Source organism: Pseudomonas sp. ASL4, assembly GCF_056680395.1.
Window position 1 is genome coordinate 1713170 of sequence record NZ_CM155280.1, and the last position, 18727, is coordinate 1731896.

The following is an 18727-nucleotide window of genomic DNA, read 5'->3' on the forward strand; positions in this document are numbered from 1 at the left end:
GTTATTGGACAGGGTTGGGCGTCTCGGTCTTGTCCAGTTTGACCTCGAAACCATATTCCACGGTGGTGAGGTTGGTGCGCTGGTAGCTTTCCAGCCGAGTGGGCTGGCCATAGAAGTAATGCACGCCGAATAGCGCGGGGCCTTCTGCGCTCGCGTCATGACTGACCGAAAGAATCTCCTTCAGATAGTTACCGCTGTCGTCCTTGGCGAAAAAGCGCCAGTCCTGCGCGGGGAAAACCTTCAGGTCGACCACCAGCGCGTTGCCTTTGAGCTCCAGGCCCTTGGGCAGTTGGTGTGCGTCGAGGGTTTTCTGTTCGACCGTGGCCAGGAACAGCGGCATGGAGCCAACCGCGAAGGCCGGGGTTTCCGGAAACAGGTTCAGGTCGTAGGTGATCGTGCCGCGCAACGGGTCAACCTGGTAAGCCTCTGGCGGCAGTTCGATCGGTTCATCGCGCTTGCCGTTATCGCCCGCGGTAAAGAACGTGACCGGGCTGTCACCTGGGCTGAAGGAGGTGCCGAGCAATTCGTCATTGAAGGTGCGGATGTGCTCGAACTCAATCCGCGCAGCACTTGAATCATCCACCGACTGAGTGATGCTGACGTTCTTCTGCAGTTGTTCCTCGGTCAGCGCCGCGCCCTTGAGCCAGGTCGCAGCCTGATCGTCATACACCACTACCGGCACGGACAGTGGCTGGATGGTTTTCTCCGTGGTGTTCGGGTCAAACCTGAGGACAGGCAGTTGCAGGTCCCTGCGGGTTACCGTGGCGGCCGAGAAGTCGAGCACGCTGACCTCCAGCGTGTCGACGTTACCGTTGAAGTAAACCCGGGTGTAATGATGGGTTTGTTGTTGTTCGAAGGCTTGCTGTTCATCCTTGAGCTGTTTTTCGAACGTGTCGCTCCAGACCGTTTGCGCCTGCATCTCCCCCAACTGTTTTTCGTAGAACGCTATTTGCGCGGCGCTTTCGTTGATCGATCCCGAGTGGGTCAGAAAGCCTCCGGTCGTATCCTTGGCCTGGACGATCAGCGGGTTGAGCGGGGTTTCGCGGACTTCCGGTATCAGCGGCGCGGAGTTGCTCACTTCAAGCTCTGCCACGTTTTTGTCGAGGCTGAGCAACGTCACGCTGATGTTGTCGTCGACGTGGGCCTTGCCCAGATCCTTTTTCGTCAGTGCTACCGTGAACACCCGGTGAGGGGCGATCACTTCAGCTTTGCCTTTGAGCATCAACGGTTGCGGTTGTTTTTTGTTGTCGACCTCCAGACCTTCGATGAAAGGGTAGGTCACCGTCAGATCGTCCGGATTATCGACGTTTGAACTCGAGGGGCTGAGCTGAATGCCCGGATCGGTTTCCGACCATTCGGGCTGGAAAGGGATCACTTTTTTGTTGCTAAGGGTTACTGACTGCCATTCCAGCCCGTGGGGGAAAGGGAACTGCGCAGGCATGGTGAAGCTGAAAGGGAACACTGGCGACAGATCGGTCAGGTAATCGGAGCTTGAGGTTTTACGCAGCACAAACAGGCCATTGAGGTAGGTATCGACCAGCGCCTGAGGGGTTGGGTAGTGTTTGAGCAGGAGCATGGCGTCATCGCCATACTCGGTCTCAATCGGTTTGGCCTTGAGCTTCAGTTCTGCACGTTCAAGCAACAGCAGCGAGCCGCCGAGGTCAGCGAGGGCGTCCTTGAGCTTCTGATCCGCAATGGCATCCAGGGATTTCTCGAATTGCGCGGTCCTTTCTTCGAGGCTGACGGTCTTTTTTTCATCGGCGGGTGAGCAGCCGTTGAGCAGTAGCAGCACGCCAAAAACGGCACTCGTTAAAGGTAATCGCACATCCATTTCCTGTCTTCCTGTCCGGTATCGCTAATCTGTCATTGGTTTGGACACTAGCAGAAAAACTTCGTCATACACGCGCAGGTTGCGGATTTTTGGGCGGTTTCTGGGTGTAATGGGCGGCTGTTATACTCGCCGCCATTTACCAGCCCTTGTGTGAGATTCAATGGAACGCTTTATCGAAAATGCAATGTACGCCTCCCGCTGGCTGCTGGCGCCGATCTACTTCGGTTTGTCCCTGGGCTTGTTGGCGCTGGCGTTGAAGTTTTTCCAGGAAGTCTTCCATGTCATCCCCAACGTCTTCTCGATGGCGGAATCGGACTTGATCCTGGTGCTGCTGTCGTTGATCGACATGGCGCTGGTGGGCGGCTTGCTGGTGATGGTGATGATCTCCGGCTATGAGAACTTCGTGTCCGAACTGGACATTGACGAGGGCAAAGAGAAACTCAACTGGTTGGGCACCATGGATTCGTCTTCGCTGAAGATGAAAGTGGCCGCCTCGATCGTGGCGATTTCGTCGATCCACCTGTTGCGGATTTTCATGGACGCCAAGAACGTCGATCCCGAGCATCTGAAGTGGTACGTGATCATTCACATGACCTTCGTGGTGTCGGCGTTTGCGATGGGTTATCTGGATAAGCTGACCAAGCACTGATCTTGCCAGGAGCGCTCCCTGTGGCGAGGGAGCTTGCTCCCGTTGGGCTGCGAAGCGGCCCCGCTTTATCTCCAGTCTTTTCCCTCGCAGCATCGACGACTGCTGCGCAGCCGAGCGCGAGCAAGCTCGCTCGCCACAGGTTCTTCGTCAAACCAGACAAGCGGTTTCGTTTGTGCTTGTACTTTGATGCGCCGAAGCCTATCCCTGTAAGTATCTTGGTCCGCCACTGTTTGAGGTGCGCTCATGAACTTGCAAGAATTGAATGCCTACGCGATCGCCGGGAAGGTCGATGAGCTGAACCTGATCTCACTGGAAGGCGGGATCTACCTGCTGGAGGCGCGCATGCATGGCGCGGCGTATCCGCTGAGTGATGCCCGCGGCCAGATGTTTCACCTGCGTTCGGTCGAGCATGCCCGCGAAGTGCTCCACGCCTGTCCCGCCGTACAGTTCAACCTTGTGCACACTTCGGTTCACGACGAAATGTGCGGGCTCGGCGACAGTGTGCAGGAAAGCCTGAAGGTGCCGATCGCCTTTCGTAGTACATGGCAGCACTGACGCCCTCATCAATGCCACGGCATCTGTGCTAGTCTGCTCGCCCTTTTGGTTCCGGGCGCTCCGGGATGCGCTGTGCACGCACGGCACGTTCCAGGGCTGTCCGCACAGCGGAGCAGTGTCATGTCCGAAGTAAATCTGTCCACCGACGAAACTCGCGTCAGCTACGGTATCGGCCGTCAGTTGGGCGACCAACTGCGCGACAACCCGCCACCGGGCGTTAACCTGGATTCGATCCTGGCTGGCCTGACTGACGCGTTCGCCGGCAAGCCAAGCCGTGTGGGTCAGGAAGAAATGTCCGCCAGCTTCAAAGTGATCCGCGAGATCATGCAAGCCGAAGCGGCTGCCAAAGCTGAAGCCGCTGCTGGCGAAGGCCTGGCATTCCTGGCTGAAAACGCCAAGCGTGACGGCATCACCACTCTGGCTTCCGGCCTGCAATTCGAAGTACTGACTCAAGGTGAAGGCGCCAAGCCGACCCGTGAAGATCAAGTGCGCACTCACTACCACGGCACCCTGATCGACGGCACTGTGTTCGACAGCTCCTACGAGCGCGGCGAGCCTGCAGAATTCCCGGTTGGCGGCGTGATCGCTGGCTGGACCGAAGCCCTGCAACTGATGAACGCCGGTAGCAAATGGCGTCTGTACGTGCCGAGCGAACTGGCTTACGGCGCTCAAGGCGTTGGCAGCATTGCGCCGCACAGCGTACTGGTATTCGACGTCGAGCTGCTCGACGTTCTGTAAGACCGTGATCCTGTAGGAGCGAGGCTTGCCCGCGAAGGCATCAACCCGGTTTCAAGTTGGAACCGAGTTGCCTGGTTCGCGAGCAAGCTTCGCTCCTACAGGGTTTTTAGCGTTACTCATATTTCGAGCTTATGGTGCAGTTCATTGGTCGGGCGCAACGCCCGGGCATAGCAGAACAGAAACAGATTACGCACCAGTTCCTTGAGCACTACCGGCTCGCTGGAACTCAAGCCACTGACGTCCAGGTCACCCTGATCCTGCAACTCGTTCAAGGCTTCTTCTTCAAGTACCGCACAAACTTCCCCGGTTTCCCGATGCAGGATCCTGAGGTAAGGGTGTGGGCGGTCCAGCCAGGCATCGATCAAATAAGTCATGGGTCTCATCTCCATTGATTGGTTTCAATGAGAATAATTCTTATTAATGAAATAGCAAGGGCCTATTGGCGGCTTGTGTTTTTTTATGGGTAAAGATTGCGTAGGGTCAAAACGACTGGCGTTTGGCTACTGCGAGGGATTGCTGGGCGAAGCGGGGGAGGGCGAAGCACCATCCCACGCCGGGCGCGGGATGGAAGACAGCAGAATCAGACTTTTCTGACGAACTCGGATTTGAGCTTCATCGGGCCGATGCCGTCGATCTTGCAGTCGATGTCATGGTCGCCATCGCACAGGCGGATGTTCTTGACCTTGGTGCCGACCTTGACCACCAGGGAGGTGCCCTTGACCTTGAGGTCTTTGATCACGGTGATGGTGTCGCCGTCTTGCAGGACATTGCCCACCGAATCCTTCTTCACGGTGTCATCGGACCCCACTTCAGCTTCACCGCCGGCGGTCCATTCGTGGGCGCACTCCGGGCAGATCAGTTGTGCGCCGTCTTCGTAGGTGTATTCGGAATTGCATTTCGGGCAGGGTGGCAACGTGCTCACTAAGGCTCCTTGGTTTGAGGATCGCTAAAAGTCGCACATTGTATAGGGTTTCTATGGGGAGGGGGCTAACAGCAAAAGATCGCTGCCTTCGGCAGCTCCTGCATGGGAATGTGTACCCTGTAGGAGCTGCCGAAGGCTGCGATCTTTTGATCTTGCTGTGGTTGCAATCAGTGCGTGCGGGCTACCGCAAACTCGCTCAACTCGACCAGCGCATCGCGATATTCGCTGGCCGGCAGGGCGTCGAGGCATTTGATTGCACGGGCCACGTAATCACGGGCCAGTTGCGCGGTGTATTCCAGCGAACCGGAAGCTTCAACGGCCCCGCGGATACTTTCCAGGTCTTCGATGCCACCTTTCTGGATCGCCTGGCGTACCAGTGCAGCCTGCTCGGGTGTGCCTTCGCGCATGGTGTAGATCAGCGGCAGGGTCGGCTTGCCTTCGGCCAGATCGTCACCGACGTTCTTGCCCAGGGTTTCCGCATCACCTTTGTAATCCAGCAGGTCGTCGACCAATTGGAAGGCTACGCCCAGGTGATCACCGAAGGTGCGCAGCGCTTCGCTCTGTTCCGGGGTGGCTTCGCACAGGGCTGCTGCGCTGTGGGTCGAAGCTTCGAAGAGCATCGCGGTTTTGCCGCGGATGACTTCCATGTAGGTTTCTTCGGTGGTGCTGGCGTCACGGATCTTCGACAGCTGCAGCACTTCGCCTTCGGCGATGATCCGCGTGGCTTGCGAAAGGATCTTCATGACTTGCATGGAGCCCAGTTCGACCATCATTTCGAAGGAGCGCGAATACAGGAAGTCGCCGACCAGCACGCTTGGGGCGTTGCCCCACATGGCGTTGGCGGTCGAACGGCCACGGCGCATGCCGGACATGTCGACCACGTCGTCATGCAGCAGGGTGGCGGTGTGCAGGAACTCGATAGTGGCGGCCAGCAGGCGCAAGTCATCGCCTTCGCGACCCAGGGCCTTGCCACACAGCAACACTAGTAGAGGACGCAGGCGTTTACCGCCGGCCGAGGTAATGTAGTCGCCGATTTTCGATACCAGCGGCACTCGGGAAGTCAGCTGCTTCTTGATGATGCCGTCGACGGCGCTAAAATCGTCCGCCACCGCGCGGTAGAAAGCTTGGGGTTGCATCAGCGACAGTTGCTCCAGAAGGGTTGCGCGGCATGCTAGGACCCACGTCCGGACCTGTCAAGGCGCGATGGACGGCCTCTTGCAACACTTCGGCAGCTTGCGTACAATCGCGCACCCTGAACTTCCTGGGCAGCACCTGCCTTACGCAATTGCAATCAGGCCTTCCAGCCCTATGCAGCCATGCCAGCCAATACCTCTTCTTATAAAGAGCTGGGTGAGCAGGATTATCGGAGAAATACCATGTCGTACGCAGTAATTGTTACTGGTGGCAAGCAATACAAGGTCGCCCCAGGTGAATACCTGAAGATCGAAAAACTGGAAATCGCTACCGGCGAATCCGTTACTTTTGATCGCGTTCTGTTGGTCGCCGATGGCGATGACGTGAACATCGGCGCTCCAGTTGTTGCAGGCGCTACCGTTGTGGCTGAAGTGATTTCCCAAGGTCGTCACGATAAAATCCGCATCATCAAGTTCCGTCGTCGTAAGCACCACATGAAGCGTATGGGCCACCGCCAGTGGTACACCGAGATCAAAATCACCGGTATTCAGGCTTAATTTCAGCCTAATTCCTCACTAGGAGAATTGACTCATGGCACACAAAAAAGCTGGTGGTAGTACCCGTAACGGTCGCGACTCAGAAGCCAAACGCCTTGGCGTGAAGATGTATGGCGGCCAGGTTATCATTCCGGGCAACATCATCGTGCGTCAGCGCGGCACCCAATTCCACGCCGGTTACGGTGTTGGCATGGGTAAAGATCACACTCTGTTCGCTAAAATCGACGGCGTGATCAAGTTTGAAGTAAAAGGCGCTTTCAACCGCCGTTACGTGAGCATTGTCCCGAAGACTGCAGTCGTCGCGGCATAATTACGTAGATGCTGGAAAAGCCCTGTCTCGCGACGGGGCTTTTTCGTTTGTGGGGTGAGTCTCTTGCAAAGCTGTTTGTGATGGGCGAAAGCAGCTGGATTTGCGGTAGTTGCTTGAGGTCGCTGCGCTCATTTTTGCAAGAGTCTTATGTCTTAGTGTTTTTCGGCTCGTCCGTATGACGAGAGGCGTTTTGTTATGAAGTTTGTTGATGAAGTATCTATTCGAGTAAAGGCCGGCGACGGCGGCAACGGTTGCATGAGCTTCCGTCGCGAAAAATTCATTGAGAACGGTGGTCCGAACGGCGGTGACGGTGGTGATGGCGGCTCGGTCTACATGATCGCCGACGAAAACCTCAACACCCTGGTGGACTACCGTTATACCCGGCACTTCGATGCCGAGCGCGGTTCCAACGGCGGTAGCACCGACTGCACCGGTAAAAAAGGTGAAGAGCTGGTACTGCGCGTTCCAGTGGGCACGACCGTTATCGACTCCGCCACTCAGGAAGTCATTGGCGACCTGACCAAGGCCGGCCAACGTCTGTTGGTGGCTCATGGCGGCTGGCACGGTCTGGGTAACACCCGTTTCAAATCCAGTACCAACCGTGCTCCGCGTCAGACCACTCCGGGTAAGCCGGGTGAGGCGCGTGATCTCAAGCTGGAAATGAAAGTGTTGGCCGACGTTGGCCTGCTGGGCTTGCCGAACGCTGGTAAAAGTACCTTTATCCGTTCGGTGTCGGCCGCCAAGCCGAAAGTCGCTGACTACCCGTTCACCACGTTGGTGCCGAACCTGGGCGTGGTTTCTGTCGATCGCTGGAAAAGCTTCGTGGTCGCGGATATTCCGGGGCTGATCGAAGGGGCTTCCGACGGCGCGGGCCTGGGGATTCGCTTCCTCAAGCACTTGTCGCGTACCCGCCTGCTGTTGCACCTCGTGGACATGGCGCCACTCGATGACGCCAGCGCACCAGATGCTGCTGAAGTCATCGTCAGCGAACTGACCAAGTTCAGCCCGTCCCTGGCTGAGCGTGATCGTTGGTTGGTGCTGAACAAGTGCGACCAGATCCTTGAAGAAGAGCACGATGAACGCGTCAAGGAGATCGTTGATCGCCTGGAATGGACCGGTCCGGTCTACGTGATCTCGGCCATCTCCAAGCTCGGTACCGAGCGTCTGTGCCACGACATCATGCGATACATGGAAGATCGTGCTGATCGCCTGGCGAACGACCCGGCCTACAAAGAAGAGTTGGCAGACCTCGATCAGCGCATCGAAGACGAAGCCCGTGCTCAGTTGCAGGCCCTGGATGACCAGCGTGCCCTGCGCCGCACCGGCGTGAAGTCGGTCCATGACATCGGCGACGATGATTGGGACGAAGAAGATGTGGATGACGAAGACGGTCCGGAAATCATTTACGTGCGTGACTGATTCGTTGCGATAAACTTAAACGCCGCTCTCTGGAGCGGCGTTTTAGTATCTGGAAATCGGTAGTCACCGAATAACGTTATGGGCAGCGCTGGGTCGCGCTGTCCTCAAACTAAGGTTGAAGATGATGCGGAGCAAGGTGACAGGTGCGCAGCGTTGGGTCGTGAAGATCGGCAGCGCTTTGCTGACGGCGGACGGCAAGGGCCTGGATCGCGCGGCAATGGGTGTCTGGGTTGAACAGATGGTGGCCTTGCATGAGGCGGGCGTCGAGCTGGTGCTGGTGTCCTCCGGGGCGGTGGCTGCTGGCATGAGTCGGCTGGGCTGGACCGTACGACCCAGTGCAATGCACGAGTTGCAGGCGGCTGCCGCCATCGGTCAGATGGGGTTGGTGCAGGCCTGGGAGTCGAGCTTTGCCGAGCATGGCCGGCATACCGCGCAGATTCTCCTGACGCACGACGACCTGTCCGACCGCAAGCGCTACCTGAACGCCCGTAGTACCTTGCGCGCGCTGGTCGAACTCAAGGTCATTCCGGTGATCAACGAGAACGACACCGTGGTCACCGACGAAATTCGTTTCGGCGACAACGACACGCTGGCGGCGCTGGTGGCCAACCTGGTCGAGGCTGACTTGCTGGTGATCCTGACCGATCGTGACGGGATGTTCGACGCTGATCCGCGTAACAACCCTGGCGCCAAGCTGATTTACGAAGCGCGCGCTGATGATCCGGCGCTGGATGCAGTGGCGGGTGGTACCGGTGGTGCGCTGGGTCGTGGCGGCATGCAGACCAAATTGCGTGCTGCGCGCCTGGCGGCACGTTCCGGTGCGCACACCATCATCGTCGGTGGGCGCATTGATCGCGTGCTGGATCGTCTCAAGGCTGGCGAGCGCATCGGCACCCTGCTGTCGCCTGAGCGCGGCTTGCTGGCGGCGCGTAAGCAGTGGCTGGCCGGGCATCTGCAAACCCGTGGCACCCTCGTGCTGGATGAGGGTGCGGTAACGGCATTGTCCAAGGGCAATAAAAGTTTGCTGCCGGTGGGTGTCAAGCTGGTCCAGGGCAGTTTCCGTCGTGGAGAAATGGTGGTGTGTGTGGCGCCAGACGGTCGCGAAATTGCTCGTGGTCTCGCTAACTACAGCGCCCTTGAGGCACAAAAAATCATCGGTCAGTCGTCTGAGGCGATTGTCGGTTTATTGGGTTACATGGCGGAGCCAGAGCTGGTTCACCGCGATAACCTGATTCTGGTCTGAAGGAATATCTCAATGCGCGTGGCAAAAGGATTGTTGGGTCTGCTGTTGGCAATGCCGCTGCTGGCCTCGGCCGAGGAAATTGGTCAGGTGTCGACGGTGTTCAAGTTTGTCGGCCCGAATGACCGCATCGTCGTCGAGGCTTTCGATGATCCGAAGGTCGATGGCGTGACCTGCTACTTGTCGCGCGCCAAGACGGGCGGCGTGAAGGGTGGCTTGGGTCTGGCTGAAGATCGCGCTGAAGCGTCCTTGGCTTGCCGCCAAGTCGGGCCGATCAGCTTCAAAGGCGAGCTGAAGGATGGTGAAGAGGTGTTCAAGGAGCGCACTTCGCTGGTCTTCAAGACCATGCAGGTGGTGCGGTTCCTCGACAAGAAGCGCAATACGCTGGTGTACCTGGTCTATAGCGATCGTTTGATCGAGGGTAGCCCGCAGAATGCGGTGACGGCGATTCCGATCTTGCCATGGGCTCACGCTCAATAAGTTAGCGCAGATCCAGAATGTGGGAGCGGGCTTGCTCGCGAAAGCCGTGTGTCAGTCAATGCAGATGTCGACTGATGCGCCGCCTTCGCGAGCAAGCCCGCTCCCACATTTTTTGTGCTGGATTTGCTAAATCGCAGGCAATAAAAAACCGACCCTAGGGTCGGTTTTTTAACAAGCTTATCGCTTATGCGGCAACAGCAAGGTTCAGAGCCTTGACGTGACCGTTCAGGCGGCTCTTATGACGAGCAGCCTTGTTCTTGTGGATGATGCCTTTATCGGCCATACGGTCGATAACTGGCACGGCCAGAACGTAAGCAGCTTGAGCTTTTTCAGCGTCTTTTGCGTCGATGGCCTTAACTACATTCTTGATGTAGGTACGAACCATGGAACGCAGGCTGGCGTTGTGGCTGCGACGCTTCTCAGCCTGTTTTGCACGTTTTTTGGCGGAAGGTGTGTTGGCCACCGTCGAGCTCCTCGAAAGACTTTTTAGGAAATAGCAAACAAAATAGGCCGCGAATCATGCCGATGAGTTGATGTCTTGTCAAGGGCGGTTGAGACGTTCCGCTAAGTGGTAGGTATAAAGAGGCGGGATATTTATTTCCGGCGCTTGACCTGTAAACTCGCGAGCTTTGGCTCTGTGCTGCTGCGGCGCGGAGTATCGCATAAGTAGGCGCTTTGTTCGCCTGCTGTTTATCGACAGGCACAAACTCTTTCAATGAATCTGCTCAAATCGTTAGCCGCCGTCAGCTCTATCACGATGCTTTCCCGGGTTCTGGGGTTCGTTCGTGACACGCTCATCGCACGTACATTTGGTGCTGGGATGGCGACCGACGCCTTCTTTATCGCCTTTAAACTGCCCAATCTGTTGCGGCGGATCTTCGCCGAAGGGGCGTTTTCCCAGGCATTCGTGCCGATTCTTGCCGAATACAAGAGCCAGAAAGGCGAAGAGGCGACGCGAACCTTTATTGCCTACGTCTCGGGCCTGCTGACGTTGGTGCTGGCGCTGGTGACGGCGCTGGGCATGATCGCCGCACCCTGGGTTATCTGGGCCACGGCGCCGGGTTTCACCGATACACCGGAAAAATTCGAACTGACGTCCAGCCTGTTGCGGGTGACTTTTCCCTACATCTTATTGATCTCCCTGTCCTCATTGGCCGGGGCGATCCTCAATACCTATAACCGTTTCTCGGTGCCGGCCTTCGTGCCGACGCTGCTGAACGTCAGCATGATCATCTTTTCGGTGTTCCTGACGCCGTACTTCAACCCGCCGGTCATGGCCCTGGGCTGGGCGGTGCTGGTCGGTGGCCTGGCGCAACTGCTCTATCAACTGCCGCATCTGAAAAAGATCGGCATGCTGGTGTTGCCGCGGCTGAATCTGCGCGACACCGGCGTCTGGCGGGTAATGAAGCAAATGTTGCCGGCGATTCTTGGGGTTTCCGTCAGTCAGATTTCCCTGATCATCAACACCATCTTCGCCTCGTTCCTGGTAGCCGGCTCTGTATCGTGGATGTATTACGCCGACCGCTTGATGGAGTTGCCGTCCGGCGTGCTGGGCGTGGCGTTGGGCACGATTCTGCTGCCGACCCTGGCCAAGACTTACGCAAGCAAGGATCGCCACGAGTATTCGCGAATCCTCGATTGGGGCCTACGCCTGTGCTTCGTGCTGGTGTTGCCGTGCTCCCTGGCACTGGGGATTCTGGCGGAGCCGCTGACCGTTTCGTTGTTCCAGTACGGCCAGTTCAGCGCGTTTGATGCATCGATGACCCAGCGGGCGTTGATCGCTTATTCGGTCGGTTTGCTCGGGATTATCGTGATCAAAGTGCTGGCGCCGGGCTTTTATGCGCAACAAAACATCCGCACACCGGTGAAAATCGCGATTTTCACCCTCATTGTTACCCAGCTGTTCAACCTGGTGTTGATCGGTCCACTGGCCCATGCCGGCCTGGCACTGGCTATCAGTGTTGGTGCCTGCATTAACGCCAGTTTGTTGTTCTATCAACTGCGCAAACAACAGATGTACCAACCGCAACCGGGCTGGGGGAAGTTCGGCCTTAAGCTGGTGATTGCTGTGCTGGTGATGTCCGCGGTATTGCTGGCCGGAATGCATTTCATGCCGGCCTGGGATCAGGGGCATATGCTTGAGCGTTTCCTGCGTCTGGGCGCCTTGGTGGTGGCAGGCATGGTGTCCTATTTCGGCATGTTGCTGTTGATGGGCTTCCGTTTGCGCGACTTCAATCGCAAGGCGTTGAGCTGAGGTCTTTACCTCGATAAACACGGGCGGGCCGGCAGTTTTGTCGGCTCGATCACTTTGGGTTACGGTGTTGCCTGTCGTCGGCCGCCGGGTGTGGTTATAATCGACCACTTTATGAGCAAGAAGCGCGTTATGCAGCTGGTTCGAGGCCTCCACAATCTGCGCCCCCAGCATCGGGGCTGTGTCGCCACTATTGGCAACTTTGACGGTGTTCACCGTGGTCACCAGGCTATCCTGGCCCGGCTGCGTGAACGCGCGCTCGAGTTGAACGTACCCAGCTGCGTGGTGATTTTTGAGCCGCAGCCGCGGGAATTCTTCGCCCCAGACACGGCCCCGGCCCGTCTGGCCCGGTTGCGGGACAAACTGCAGCTGTTGGCCGACGAAGGGGTCGACCGGGTCTTGTGCCTGGCGTTCAACCAGCGCCTGAGCAAACTCAGCGCCAGCGAATTCGTCGATACGATTCTGGTAGACGGTCTGGGCGTGCAGCATTTGGAGGTCGGTGACGACTTCCGTTTTGGCTGTGATCGGGTAGGGGATTTCGATTTCCTGCAACAGGCCGGCGTCCTGCAGGGGTTTACCGTCGAGGCTGCGCAAACCGTCGAGCTGGACGGTATTCGCGTCAGCAGCACCCAGGTGCGTAATGCCCTGGCCGCTGCCGATTTTGCCTTGGCCGAACGCTTGCTCGGTCGTCCGTTCCGGATTGCCGGGCGCGTCCTGCATGGCCAGAAGCTGGCGCGCCAACTCGGTACGCCAACTGCCAACATACAACTCAAGCGCCGTCGCGTGCCGCTGACCGGAGTTTACCTGGTCAACGTCGACATCGACGGCAAGACCTGGCCAGGCGTCGCCAACATCGGCGTGCGGCCAACGGTCCAAGGTGATGGCAAAGCCCACCTCGAAGTGCATCTTTTAGATTTTGCCGGCGATCTGTATGACCGGCGTTTGACGGTGGTTTTCCACCACAAGCTGCGTGAAGAGCAGCGTTTCGCCTCTCTGGAGGCGCTTAAGACGGCGATCAATGCGGATGTCGCCGCCGCCCGTGCCCTGTCGCACCTAGCGCCAATCGCTAATGAAGAGCCTTAAATGACCGACTATAAAGCCACGCTAAACCTTCCGGACACCGCCTTCCCAATGAAGGCCGGCCTGCCCCAGCGCGAACCGCAGATTCTGCAGCGCTGGGACAGCATTGGCCTGTACGGTAAGTTGCGCGAAATTGGCAAGGATCGTCCGAAGTTCGTGCTTCACGACGGTCCTCCGTACGCCAACGGCACGATTCACATCGGTCATGCGCTGAACAAGATTCTCAAGGACATGATCATCCGCTCGAAGACCCTTTCGGGTTTCGACGCGCCTTATGTTCCGGGCTGGGACTGCCACGGCCTGCCGATCGAGCACAAAGTCGAAGTGACCCACGGCAAAAACCTGGGCGCGGACAAAACCCGCGAACTGTGCCGTGCCTACGCCACCGAGCAGATCGAAGGCCAGAAGTCCGAATTCATCCGTCTGGGCGTGTTGGGCGATTTCGCCAACCCGTACAAGACCATGGACTTCAAAAACGAGGCTGGTGAAATCCGCGCACTCGCCGAAATCGTCAAGGGCGGTTTCGTGTTCAAGGGCCTCAAGCCTGTGAACTGGTGCTTTGACTGCGGTTCGGCCCTGGCTGAAGCGGAAGTCGAGTACGAGAACAAAAAGTCTTCGACCATCGACGTAGCCTTCCCGATTGCCGACGAAGCCAAACTGGCTGCCGCTTTCGGTCTGCCGTCGCTGGCCAAGCCTGCTTCGATCGTGATCTGGACCACCACCCCGTGGACTATCCCGGCCAACCAGGCGCTGAACGTCCACCCGGAATTCAACTACGCCCTGGTCGATGTCGGCGACAAACTGCTGGTACTGGCTGAAGAGCTGGTCGAGTCGTGCCTGGCCCGTTACAGCCTGGAAGGTTCGGTCATCGCGACCACCACCGGTAAAGAGCTGGAGCTGATCAACTTCCGTCACCCGTTCTACGATCGCTTGTCGCCGGTTTACCTGGCCGAGTACGTTGAGCTGGGCGCTGGCACCGGCGTGGTTCACTCCGCACCGGCCTACGGCGTGGACGACTTCGTGACCTGCAAAGCGTATGGCATGGTCAACGACGACATCCTCAACCCGGTACAAAGCAACGGCGTGTACGCGACGTCGCTGGAGTTCTTTGGCGGCCAGTTCATCTGGAAAGCCAACCCGGCCATCGTCGACAAGCTGACCGAAGTCGGTGCGCTGCTGCACACCACCATCATCGAACACAGCTACATGCACTGCTGGCGTCACAAGACCCCGCTGATCTACCGCGCCACCGCGCAGTGGTTCATCGGCATGGACAAAGAGCCGACTTCCGGCGAAACCCTGCGCAAGCGGGCGATCAAAGCCATCGAAGAAACCAAGTTCGTTCCGGCCTGGGGCCAGGCGCGCCTGCACTCGATGATCGCCAACCGTCCGGACTGGTGCATCTCCCGTCAGCGCAACTGGGGCGTACCGATCCCGTTCTTCCTGAATAAGGAAAGCGGCGAACTGCACCCACGTACCGCCGAGCTGATGGAAGAAGTCGCCAAGCGAGTTGAAGTCGAAGGCATCGAAGCCTGGTTCAAGATGGACGCTGCCGAGCTGCTCGGTGACGAAGCGCCGCTGTACGACAAAATCAGCGACACCCTGGACGTCTGGTTCGATTCGGGCACCACGCATTGGCACGTCCTGCGCGGTTCGCACCCGATGGGCCACGAGACCGGCCCGCGTGCCGACCTGTACCTGGAAGGCTCGGATCAACACCGCGGCTGGTTCCACTCGTCGCTGTTGACCGGTTGCGCCATCGACAACCACGCGCCGTACCGCGAGCTGCTGACCCACGGTTTCACCGTGGATGAGTCGGGCCGCAAGATGTCCAAGTCCTTGGGCAACGTGATCGCGCCGCAAAAGGTCAACGACACTCTGGGCGCCGACATCATGCGTCTGTGGGTCGCTTCCACCGATTACTCGGGTGAAATGGCGGTTTCCGACCAGATCCTGCAACGCAGTGCGGACGCCTACCGGCGTATCCGTAACACTGCGCGCTTCCTGCTCTCGAACCTGACCGGTTTCAACCCGGCCACCGACATCCTGCCGGCCGAAGAAATGCTGGCGCTGGACCGTTGGGCCGTGGACCGCACCTTGCTGCTGCAACGTGAGTTGCAAGAGCACTACGGTGAATACCGCTTCTGGAACGTCTACTCCAAGATCCACAACTTCTGCGTGCAGGAGTTGGGCGGGTTCTACCTCGACATCATCAAGGACCGTCAGTACACCACTGGCGCCAACAGCAAGGCCCGCCGTTCGGCGCAAACCGCGCTGTACCACATCAGCGAAGCGCTGGTGCGCTGGATCGCGCCGATCCTGGCGTTCACCGCCGACGAACTGTGGGAATACCTGCCGGGCGAGCGTAACGAATCGGTGATGCTCAACACCTGGTACGAAGGCCTGACCGAGCTGCCGGACAACGTTGAACTGGGCCGCGCCTACTGGGAGCGGATCATGGCGGTGAAGGTCGCGGTCAACAAGGAAATGGAAATCCAGCGTGCAGCGAAAGCTGTCGGTGGCAACCTGCAAGCCGAAGTGACGCTGTTCGCCGAGGAGGCGCTGAGCGCCGACCTGGCCAAGCTGAGCAACGAACTGCGCTTTGTACTGATCACGTCGACCGCCAGCGTTGCGCCTTTTGTTCAGGCGCCAGAAGACGCGGTAGTCACCGAAGTCAGCGGCTTGAAGCTGAAAATCGTCAAGTCGGCCTTCGCCAAGTGCGCCCGTTGCTGGCACTGCCGTGAAGACGTCGGCGTGAACCCGGAACATCCGGAAATCTGCGGTCGTTGCGTCGACAACATCAGCGGCGCTGGCGAGGTTCGTCATTATGCCTAACGCGGCTGGCCGTTTCGGACGGCTGAGCTGGCTCTGGTTGAGCCTGCTGGTCCTGGTCATTGACCAGGCCAGCAAGTTCTACTTTGAAGGCAAGCTCGAGATGTATCAGCAAATCGTGGTGATCCCCGATTTGTTCAGCTGGACCCTGGCCTACAACACCGGCGCGGCGTTCAGCTTCCTGGCCGACAGCTCTGGCTGGCAGCGCTGGTTGTTTGCGCTGATCGCCGTCGTGGTCAGTGCGGTGCTGGTGGTCTGGCTTAAACGCCTGGGCCGCAACGAAACCTGGCTGGCTATCGCCTTGGCGCTGGTGCTGGGTGGCGCGTTGGGCAACCTGTATGACCGCATTGCCCTGGGCCATGTGATCGACTTCATTCTGGTGCATTGGCAGAACCGCTGGTATTTCCCGGCGTTCAACTTTGCTGATAGCGCCATCAGCGTCGGGGCAGTGATGCTCGCGCTGGACATGTTCAAAAGTAAGAAGACCGGAGAAACCGTTCATGACTGAACAGGTATTGGCTGAGCAACGCATCCGCCAGAACACGGAAGTCACCTTGCACTTTGCACTGCGCCTGGAGAACGGCGACACCGTCGACAGCACCTTCGACAAAGCCCCGGCGACCTTCAAGGTCGGCGACGGTAACCTGCTGCCAGGTTTCGAAGCGGCCCTGTTCGGCTTCAAGGCTGGCGATAAGCGGACGCTGACGATTGCGCCGGAAAACGCCTTTGGTCAGCCTAACCCGCAAAACGTACAGATCATCCCGCGTTCGCAGTTCAAGGACATGGAGCTGTCGCCGGGTTTGCTGGTGATCTTCAACGATGCGGCCAATACTGAGCTGCCCGGTGTGGTGAAAACCTTCGATGACGAGCAAGTGACCATCGACTTCAACCACCCGCTGGCTGGCAAGACATTGACCTTTGAAGTCGAGATCTTCGACGTCAAATCGCTGTAACTGACCGAACACGGTCTAGTGTGGGAGCGGGTTTGTGTGGCGAGGGGGCTTGCCCCCGTTGGGGTGCGAAGCGCCCCTGAAACCAGCCGACGCGATTCTGAATGAGTCCGTAGTGGCTGGTTTACGATTGCTGCGCAATCGGACGGGGGCAAGCCCCCTCGCCACAACAAGCTCGCTCCCACATCAAGTTTTTCACTGTTTTCGCTATTTCTTGCGCGCAAGACACGAGGCACAGCATGCAAATCAAACTCGCCAACCCCCGTGGCTTCTGCGCCGGCGTGGACCGGGCGATCGAAATCGTCAACCGCGCCCTGGAAGTCTTCGGGCCGCCAATCTATGTGCGCCACGAAGTGGTCCACAATAAATTCGTCGTCGAAGACCTGCGTAACCGCGGGGCAATCTTTGTCGAAGAACTGGATCAGGTGCCGGACGACGTCATCGTGATCTTCAGTGCCCACGGCGTTTCCCAGGCTGTGCGTACCGAAGCCTCCGGCCGTGGCCTGAAAGTGTTCGATGCCACCTGCCCGCTGGTGACCAAGGTGCACATTGAAGTCGCACGCTACAGCCGTGACGGTCGTGAATGCATCCTGATCGGCCATGCCGGTCACCCGGAAGTCGAAGGCACCATGGGCCAGTACGACGGCAGCAATGGCGGCGCGATCTACCTGGTTGAAGACGAGAAAGACGTCGCTGCGTTGCAAGTACACAATCCCGAGAAACTGGCGTTTGTGACCCAGACCACGTTGTCCATGGACGACACCAGTCGCGTCATTGATGCCCTGCGCTTGCGTTTCCCGGCCATCGGAGGTCCACGCAAGGACGACATCTGTTACGCCACGCAAAACCGTCAGGACGCGGTCAAACAACTGGCCGACGAGTGCGACGTGGTATTGGTGGTCGGTAGCCCGAACAGCTCCAACTCCAATCGCTTGCGTGAACTGGCCGAGCGCATGTCTACACCGGCCTACCTGATCGACGGTGCCGAAGACCTGCAAAAGAGCTGGTTCGACGGCGTCGAGCGCATCGGCATCACCGCTGGTGCCTCCGCACCTGAAGTGTTGGTGCGTGGCGTGATCCAGCAGTTGCAGGCCTGGGGCGCTACCGGTGCCGATGAACTGGCCGGCCGCGAGGAGAACATCACCTTCTCCATGCCTAAAGAGTTGCGCGTGCGCTCTTTGCTTTAAGGCTTTTGCCCCCGGGACATAACGCCTGTTCAGCCTTGTGGCTGCTCAGGCGGACGCGACCAGTCGCGGCCATCACCACCTGTAGGTGACTGATGGGTTCGCGGGCTGCGCAGAGGTGCAATGTCCCTGCTTGAAAGGCCCTGCCCGGCATCAACGGTTGGCCTAGAGGGCTGAAGCGTACAAACTTTTCAACATGCCAGTTGCCGACAATCGGCACCCGAGCGTCACTCGCACGCTCGACCAGCAGCGGATTGCTGCTGTCCTCAGGCCCCTTGCCACTGATGTCCAGAATGATCCGCCAACCCTGACTCCAATCGCCGTTGATACCGTAAATCACCACGTTCTGGTTGTGTGTGAGGGCTGCGGTCCGGGCGTTGCGTATGCCGCTGATAAGTGATTGCGCGGCCTGCTCACGATGATTCGATTCGGTAAGCGCCGCAAACGCCGGACTGACCAGCAATAGAACAATCCCGGCAATTGCCAGTCCCATAAGCAGTTCGATCAGGCTGAAACCTTGCTGATGCATGTATTTCCCTCCGTGGAATGCTGCGTTCGCGCAATCCTTGCGCGAGTAATGGCAAAACAACCGTAC

General features: G+C 58.3%; 20 protein-coding genes. 14 read left to right on the top strand and 6 right to left on the bottom strand.

Annotated elements, in window-relative coordinates:
• Position 1: 1 nt before the first annotated feature.
• A complete protein-coding gene (locus AC1MEW_RS07740) occupies positions 2–1831 on the bottom strand; it encodes a hypothetical protein (RefSeq protein ID WP_201255782.1) in 1830 nt (609 codons plus the stop codon).
• Positions 1832–1991: 160 nt separating this feature from the next.
• Between AC1MEW_RS07740 and AC1MEW_RS07745 the strand changes: the two genes are divergently transcribed.
• The 3 genes from AC1MEW_RS07745 (at position 1992) to bamJ (ending at position 3773) form a co-directional block, all read left to right on the top strand.
• Positions 1992–2480, top strand: coding sequence for a TIGR00645 family protein (locus AC1MEW_RS07745; RefSeq protein WP_201198075.1), 489 nt, complete (start codon positions 1992–1994; stop codon positions 2478–2480).
• A 243-nt stretch (positions 2481–2723) separates the two neighbouring features.
• Positions 2724–3035: a DUF6482 family protein gene (locus tag AC1MEW_RS07750; protein WP_201198074.1), complete on the top strand. Its 312-nt coding sequence runs from the start codon at positions 2724–2726 to the stop codon at positions 3033–3035.
• A gap of 120 nt (positions 3036–3155) precedes the next feature.
• Positions 3156–3773 (top strand): BamJ family beta-barrel-assembly machinery protein, encoded by a 618-nt coding sequence (gene bamJ / locus AC1MEW_RS07755; protein WP_201198073.1) that lies wholly within the window; start codon positions 3156–3158, stop codon positions 3771–3773.
• A gap of 116 nt (positions 3774–3889) precedes the next feature.
• Here bamJ and AC1MEW_RS07760 read toward each other — a convergent pair whose 3' ends face one another.
• The 3 genes from AC1MEW_RS07760 to AC1MEW_RS07770 all read right to left on the bottom strand — a co-directional run bounded on the left by AC1MEW_RS07760 (position 3890) and on the right by AC1MEW_RS07770 (position 5831).
• The gene (locus tag AC1MEW_RS07760) at positions 3890–4147 is read right to left on the bottom strand and encodes a PA4570 family protein (RefSeq protein WP_201198072.1); all 258 of its coding nucleotides are present in this window, start codon (positions 4145–4147) and stop codon (positions 3890–3892) included.
• Positions 4148–4353: 206 nt separating this feature from the next.
• Positions 4354–4695, bottom strand: a complete 342-nt coding sequence (locus tag AC1MEW_RS07765) for a zinc ribbon domain-containing protein YjdM (protein ID WP_201198071.1) — start codon at positions 4693–4695, stop codon at positions 4354–4356.
• Positions 4696–4862: 167 nt separating this feature from the next.
• Positions 4863–5831, bottom strand: a complete 969-nt coding sequence (locus tag AC1MEW_RS07770) for a polyprenyl synthetase family protein (RefSeq protein WP_201198070.1) — start codon at positions 5829–5831, stop codon at positions 4863–4865.
• Positions 5832–6071: 240 nt separating this feature from the next.
• Between AC1MEW_RS07770 and rplU the strand changes: the two genes are divergently transcribed.
• The 5 genes from rplU (at position 6072) to AC1MEW_RS07795 (ending at position 9835) form a co-directional block, all read left to right on the top strand.
• A complete protein-coding gene (gene rplU / locus AC1MEW_RS07775) occupies positions 6072–6386 on the top strand; it encodes a 50S ribosomal protein L21 (RefSeq protein WP_201198069.1) in 315 nt (104 codons plus the stop codon).
• Between the two features lie 34 nt (positions 6387–6420).
• On the top strand, positions 6421–6696 hold the full coding sequence (gene rpmA / locus AC1MEW_RS07780) for a 50S ribosomal protein L27 (RefSeq protein ID WP_046048788.1): 276 nt from the start codon (positions 6421–6423) through the stop codon (positions 6694–6696).
• Between the two features lie 195 nt (positions 6697–6891).
• Positions 6892–8115: an Obg family GTPase CgtA gene (cgtA, locus tag AC1MEW_RS07785; protein ID WP_201198068.1), complete on the top strand. Its 1224-nt coding sequence runs from the start codon at positions 6892–6894 to the stop codon at positions 8113–8115.
• A gap of 124 nt (positions 8116–8239) precedes the next feature.
• The gene (proB, locus tag AC1MEW_RS07790; protein ID WP_201205034.1) at positions 8240–9358 is read left to right on the top strand and encodes a glutamate 5-kinase; all 1119 of its coding nucleotides are present in this window, start codon (positions 8240–8242) and stop codon (positions 9356–9358) included.
• Positions 9359–9370: 12 nt separating this feature from the next.
• Positions 9371–9835 (top strand): CreA family protein, encoded by a 465-nt coding sequence (locus AC1MEW_RS07795; protein WP_480425934.1) that lies wholly within the window; start codon positions 9371–9373, stop codon positions 9833–9835.
• 184 nt (positions 9836–10019) lie between these two features.
• Here the strand turns inward: AC1MEW_RS07795 and rpsT are convergent, their stop codons facing one another.
• A complete protein-coding gene (gene rpsT, locus AC1MEW_RS07800; protein ID WP_008154937.1) occupies positions 10020–10298 on the bottom strand; it encodes a 30S ribosomal protein S20 in 279 nt (92 codons plus the stop codon).
• A 252-nt stretch (positions 10299–10550) separates the two neighbouring features.
• Here rpsT and murJ point away from each other — a divergent pair, with 252 nt between their 5' ends.
• From murJ to ispH, 6 genes are all read left to right on the top strand, one after another.
• On the top strand, positions 10551–12089 hold the full coding sequence (gene murJ, locus AC1MEW_RS07805) for a murein biosynthesis integral membrane protein MurJ (RefSeq protein ID WP_322269694.1): 1539 nt from the start codon (positions 10551–10553) through the stop codon (positions 12087–12089).
• Positions 12090–12218: 129 nt separating this feature from the next.
• Positions 12219–13169: a bifunctional riboflavin kinase/FAD synthetase gene (ribF, locus tag AC1MEW_RS07810; RefSeq protein ID WP_201198065.1), complete on the top strand. Its 951-nt coding sequence runs from the start codon at positions 12219–12221 to the stop codon at positions 13167–13169.
• On the top strand, positions 13170–16001 hold the full coding sequence (ileS, locus tag AC1MEW_RS07815) for an isoleucine--tRNA ligase (RefSeq protein ID WP_201255783.1): 2832 nt from the start codon (positions 13170–13172) through the stop codon (positions 15999–16001).
• Positions 15994–16506 carry a signal peptidase II gene (gene lspA, locus AC1MEW_RS07820; protein WP_054051366.1) on the top strand — a complete coding sequence of 171 codons (513 nt, stop codon included), beginning with the start codon at positions 15994–15996 and terminating at the stop codon, positions 16504–16506. Before ileS ends, lspA begins: the two co-directional genes overlap by 8 nt.
• A 7-nt stretch (positions 16507–16513) precedes the next feature.
• Positions 16514–16951 carry an FKBP-type peptidyl-prolyl cis-trans isomerase gene (gene fkpB, locus AC1MEW_RS07825; RefSeq protein WP_201194680.1) on the top strand — a complete coding sequence of 146 codons (438 nt, stop codon included), beginning with the start codon at positions 16514–16516 and terminating at the stop codon, positions 16949–16951.
• 236 nt (positions 16952–17187) lie between these two features.
• Complete coding sequence (ispH, locus tag AC1MEW_RS07830) at positions 17188–18135, top strand: 4-hydroxy-3-methylbut-2-enyl diphosphate reductase (RefSeq protein ID WP_201255784.1); 948 nt, start codon at positions 17188–17190, stop codon at positions 18133–18135.
• Here ispH and AC1MEW_RS07835 read toward each other — a convergent pair.
• On the bottom strand, positions 18104–18661 hold the full coding sequence (locus AC1MEW_RS07835; protein WP_201255785.1) for a GspH/FimT family pseudopilin: 558 nt from the start codon (positions 18659–18661) through the stop codon (positions 18104–18106). The two genes, ispH and AC1MEW_RS07835, sit on opposite strands and share 32 nt — an antisense overlap.
• Positions 18662–18727: the final 66 nt, after the last annotated feature.

Bases quoted from the DNA above. Each gene is read 5' to 3' on its own strand.
- AC1MEW_RS07740 (WP_201255782.1), bottom strand. From the start codon at position 1,831: ATGGATGTGCGATTACCTTTAACGAGTGCCGTTTTTGGCGTGCTGCTA.
- AC1MEW_RS07745 (WP_201198075.1), top strand. From the start codon at position 1,992: ATGGAACGCTTTATCGAAAATGCAATGTACGCCTCCCGCTGGCTGCTG.
- AC1MEW_RS07750 (WP_201198074.1), top strand. From the start codon at position 2,724: ATGAACTTGCAAGAATTGAATGCCTACGCGATCGCCGGGAAGGTCGAT.
- bamJ (WP_201198073.1), top strand. From the start codon at position 3,156: ATGTCCGAAGTAAATCTGTCCACCGACGAAACTCGCGTCAGCTACGGT.
- AC1MEW_RS07760 (WP_201198072.1), bottom strand. From the start codon at position 4,147: ATGACTTATTTGATCGATGCCTGGCTGGACCGCCCACACCCTTACCTC.
- AC1MEW_RS07770 (WP_201198070.1), bottom strand. From the start codon at position 5,831: ATGCAACCCCAAGCTTTCTACCGCGCGGTGGCGGACGATTTTAGCGCC.
- rplU (WP_201198069.1), top strand. From the start codon at position 6,072: ATGTCGTACGCAGTAATTGTTACTGGTGGCAAGCAATACAAGGTCGCC.
- rpmA (WP_046048788.1), top strand. From the start codon at position 6,421: ATGGCACACAAAAAAGCTGGTGGTAGTACCCGTAACGGTCGCGACTCA.
- cgtA (WP_201198068.1), top strand. From the start codon at position 6,892: ATGAAGTTTGTTGATGAAGTATCTATTCGAGTAAAGGCCGGCGACGGC.
- proB (WP_201205034.1), top strand. From the start codon at position 8,240: ATGCGGAGCAAGGTGACAGGTGCGCAGCGTTGGGTCGTGAAGATCGGC.
- AC1MEW_RS07795 (WP_480425934.1), top strand. From the start codon at position 9,371: ATGCGCGTGGCAAAAGGATTGTTGGGTCTGCTGTTGGCAATGCCGCTG.
- murJ (WP_322269694.1), top strand. From the start codon at position 10,551: ATGAATCTGCTCAAATCGTTAGCCGCCGTCAGCTCTATCACGATGCTT.
- ribF (WP_201198065.1), top strand. From the start codon at position 12,219: ATGCAGCTGGTTCGAGGCCTCCACAATCTGCGCCCCCAGCATCGGGGC.
- ileS (WP_201255783.1), top strand. From the start codon at position 13,170: ATGACCGACTATAAAGCCACGCTAAACCTTCCGGACACCGCCTTCCCA.
- lspA (WP_054051366.1), top strand. From the start codon at position 15,994: ATGCCTAACGCGGCTGGCCGTTTCGGACGGCTGAGCTGGCTCTGGTTG.
- ispH (WP_201255784.1), top strand. From the start codon at position 17,188: ATGCAAATCAAACTCGCCAACCCCCGTGGCTTCTGCGCCGGCGTGGAC.
- AC1MEW_RS07835 (WP_201255785.1), bottom strand. From the start codon at position 18,661: ATGCATCAGCAAGGTTTCAGCCTGATCGAACTGCTTATGGGACTGGCA.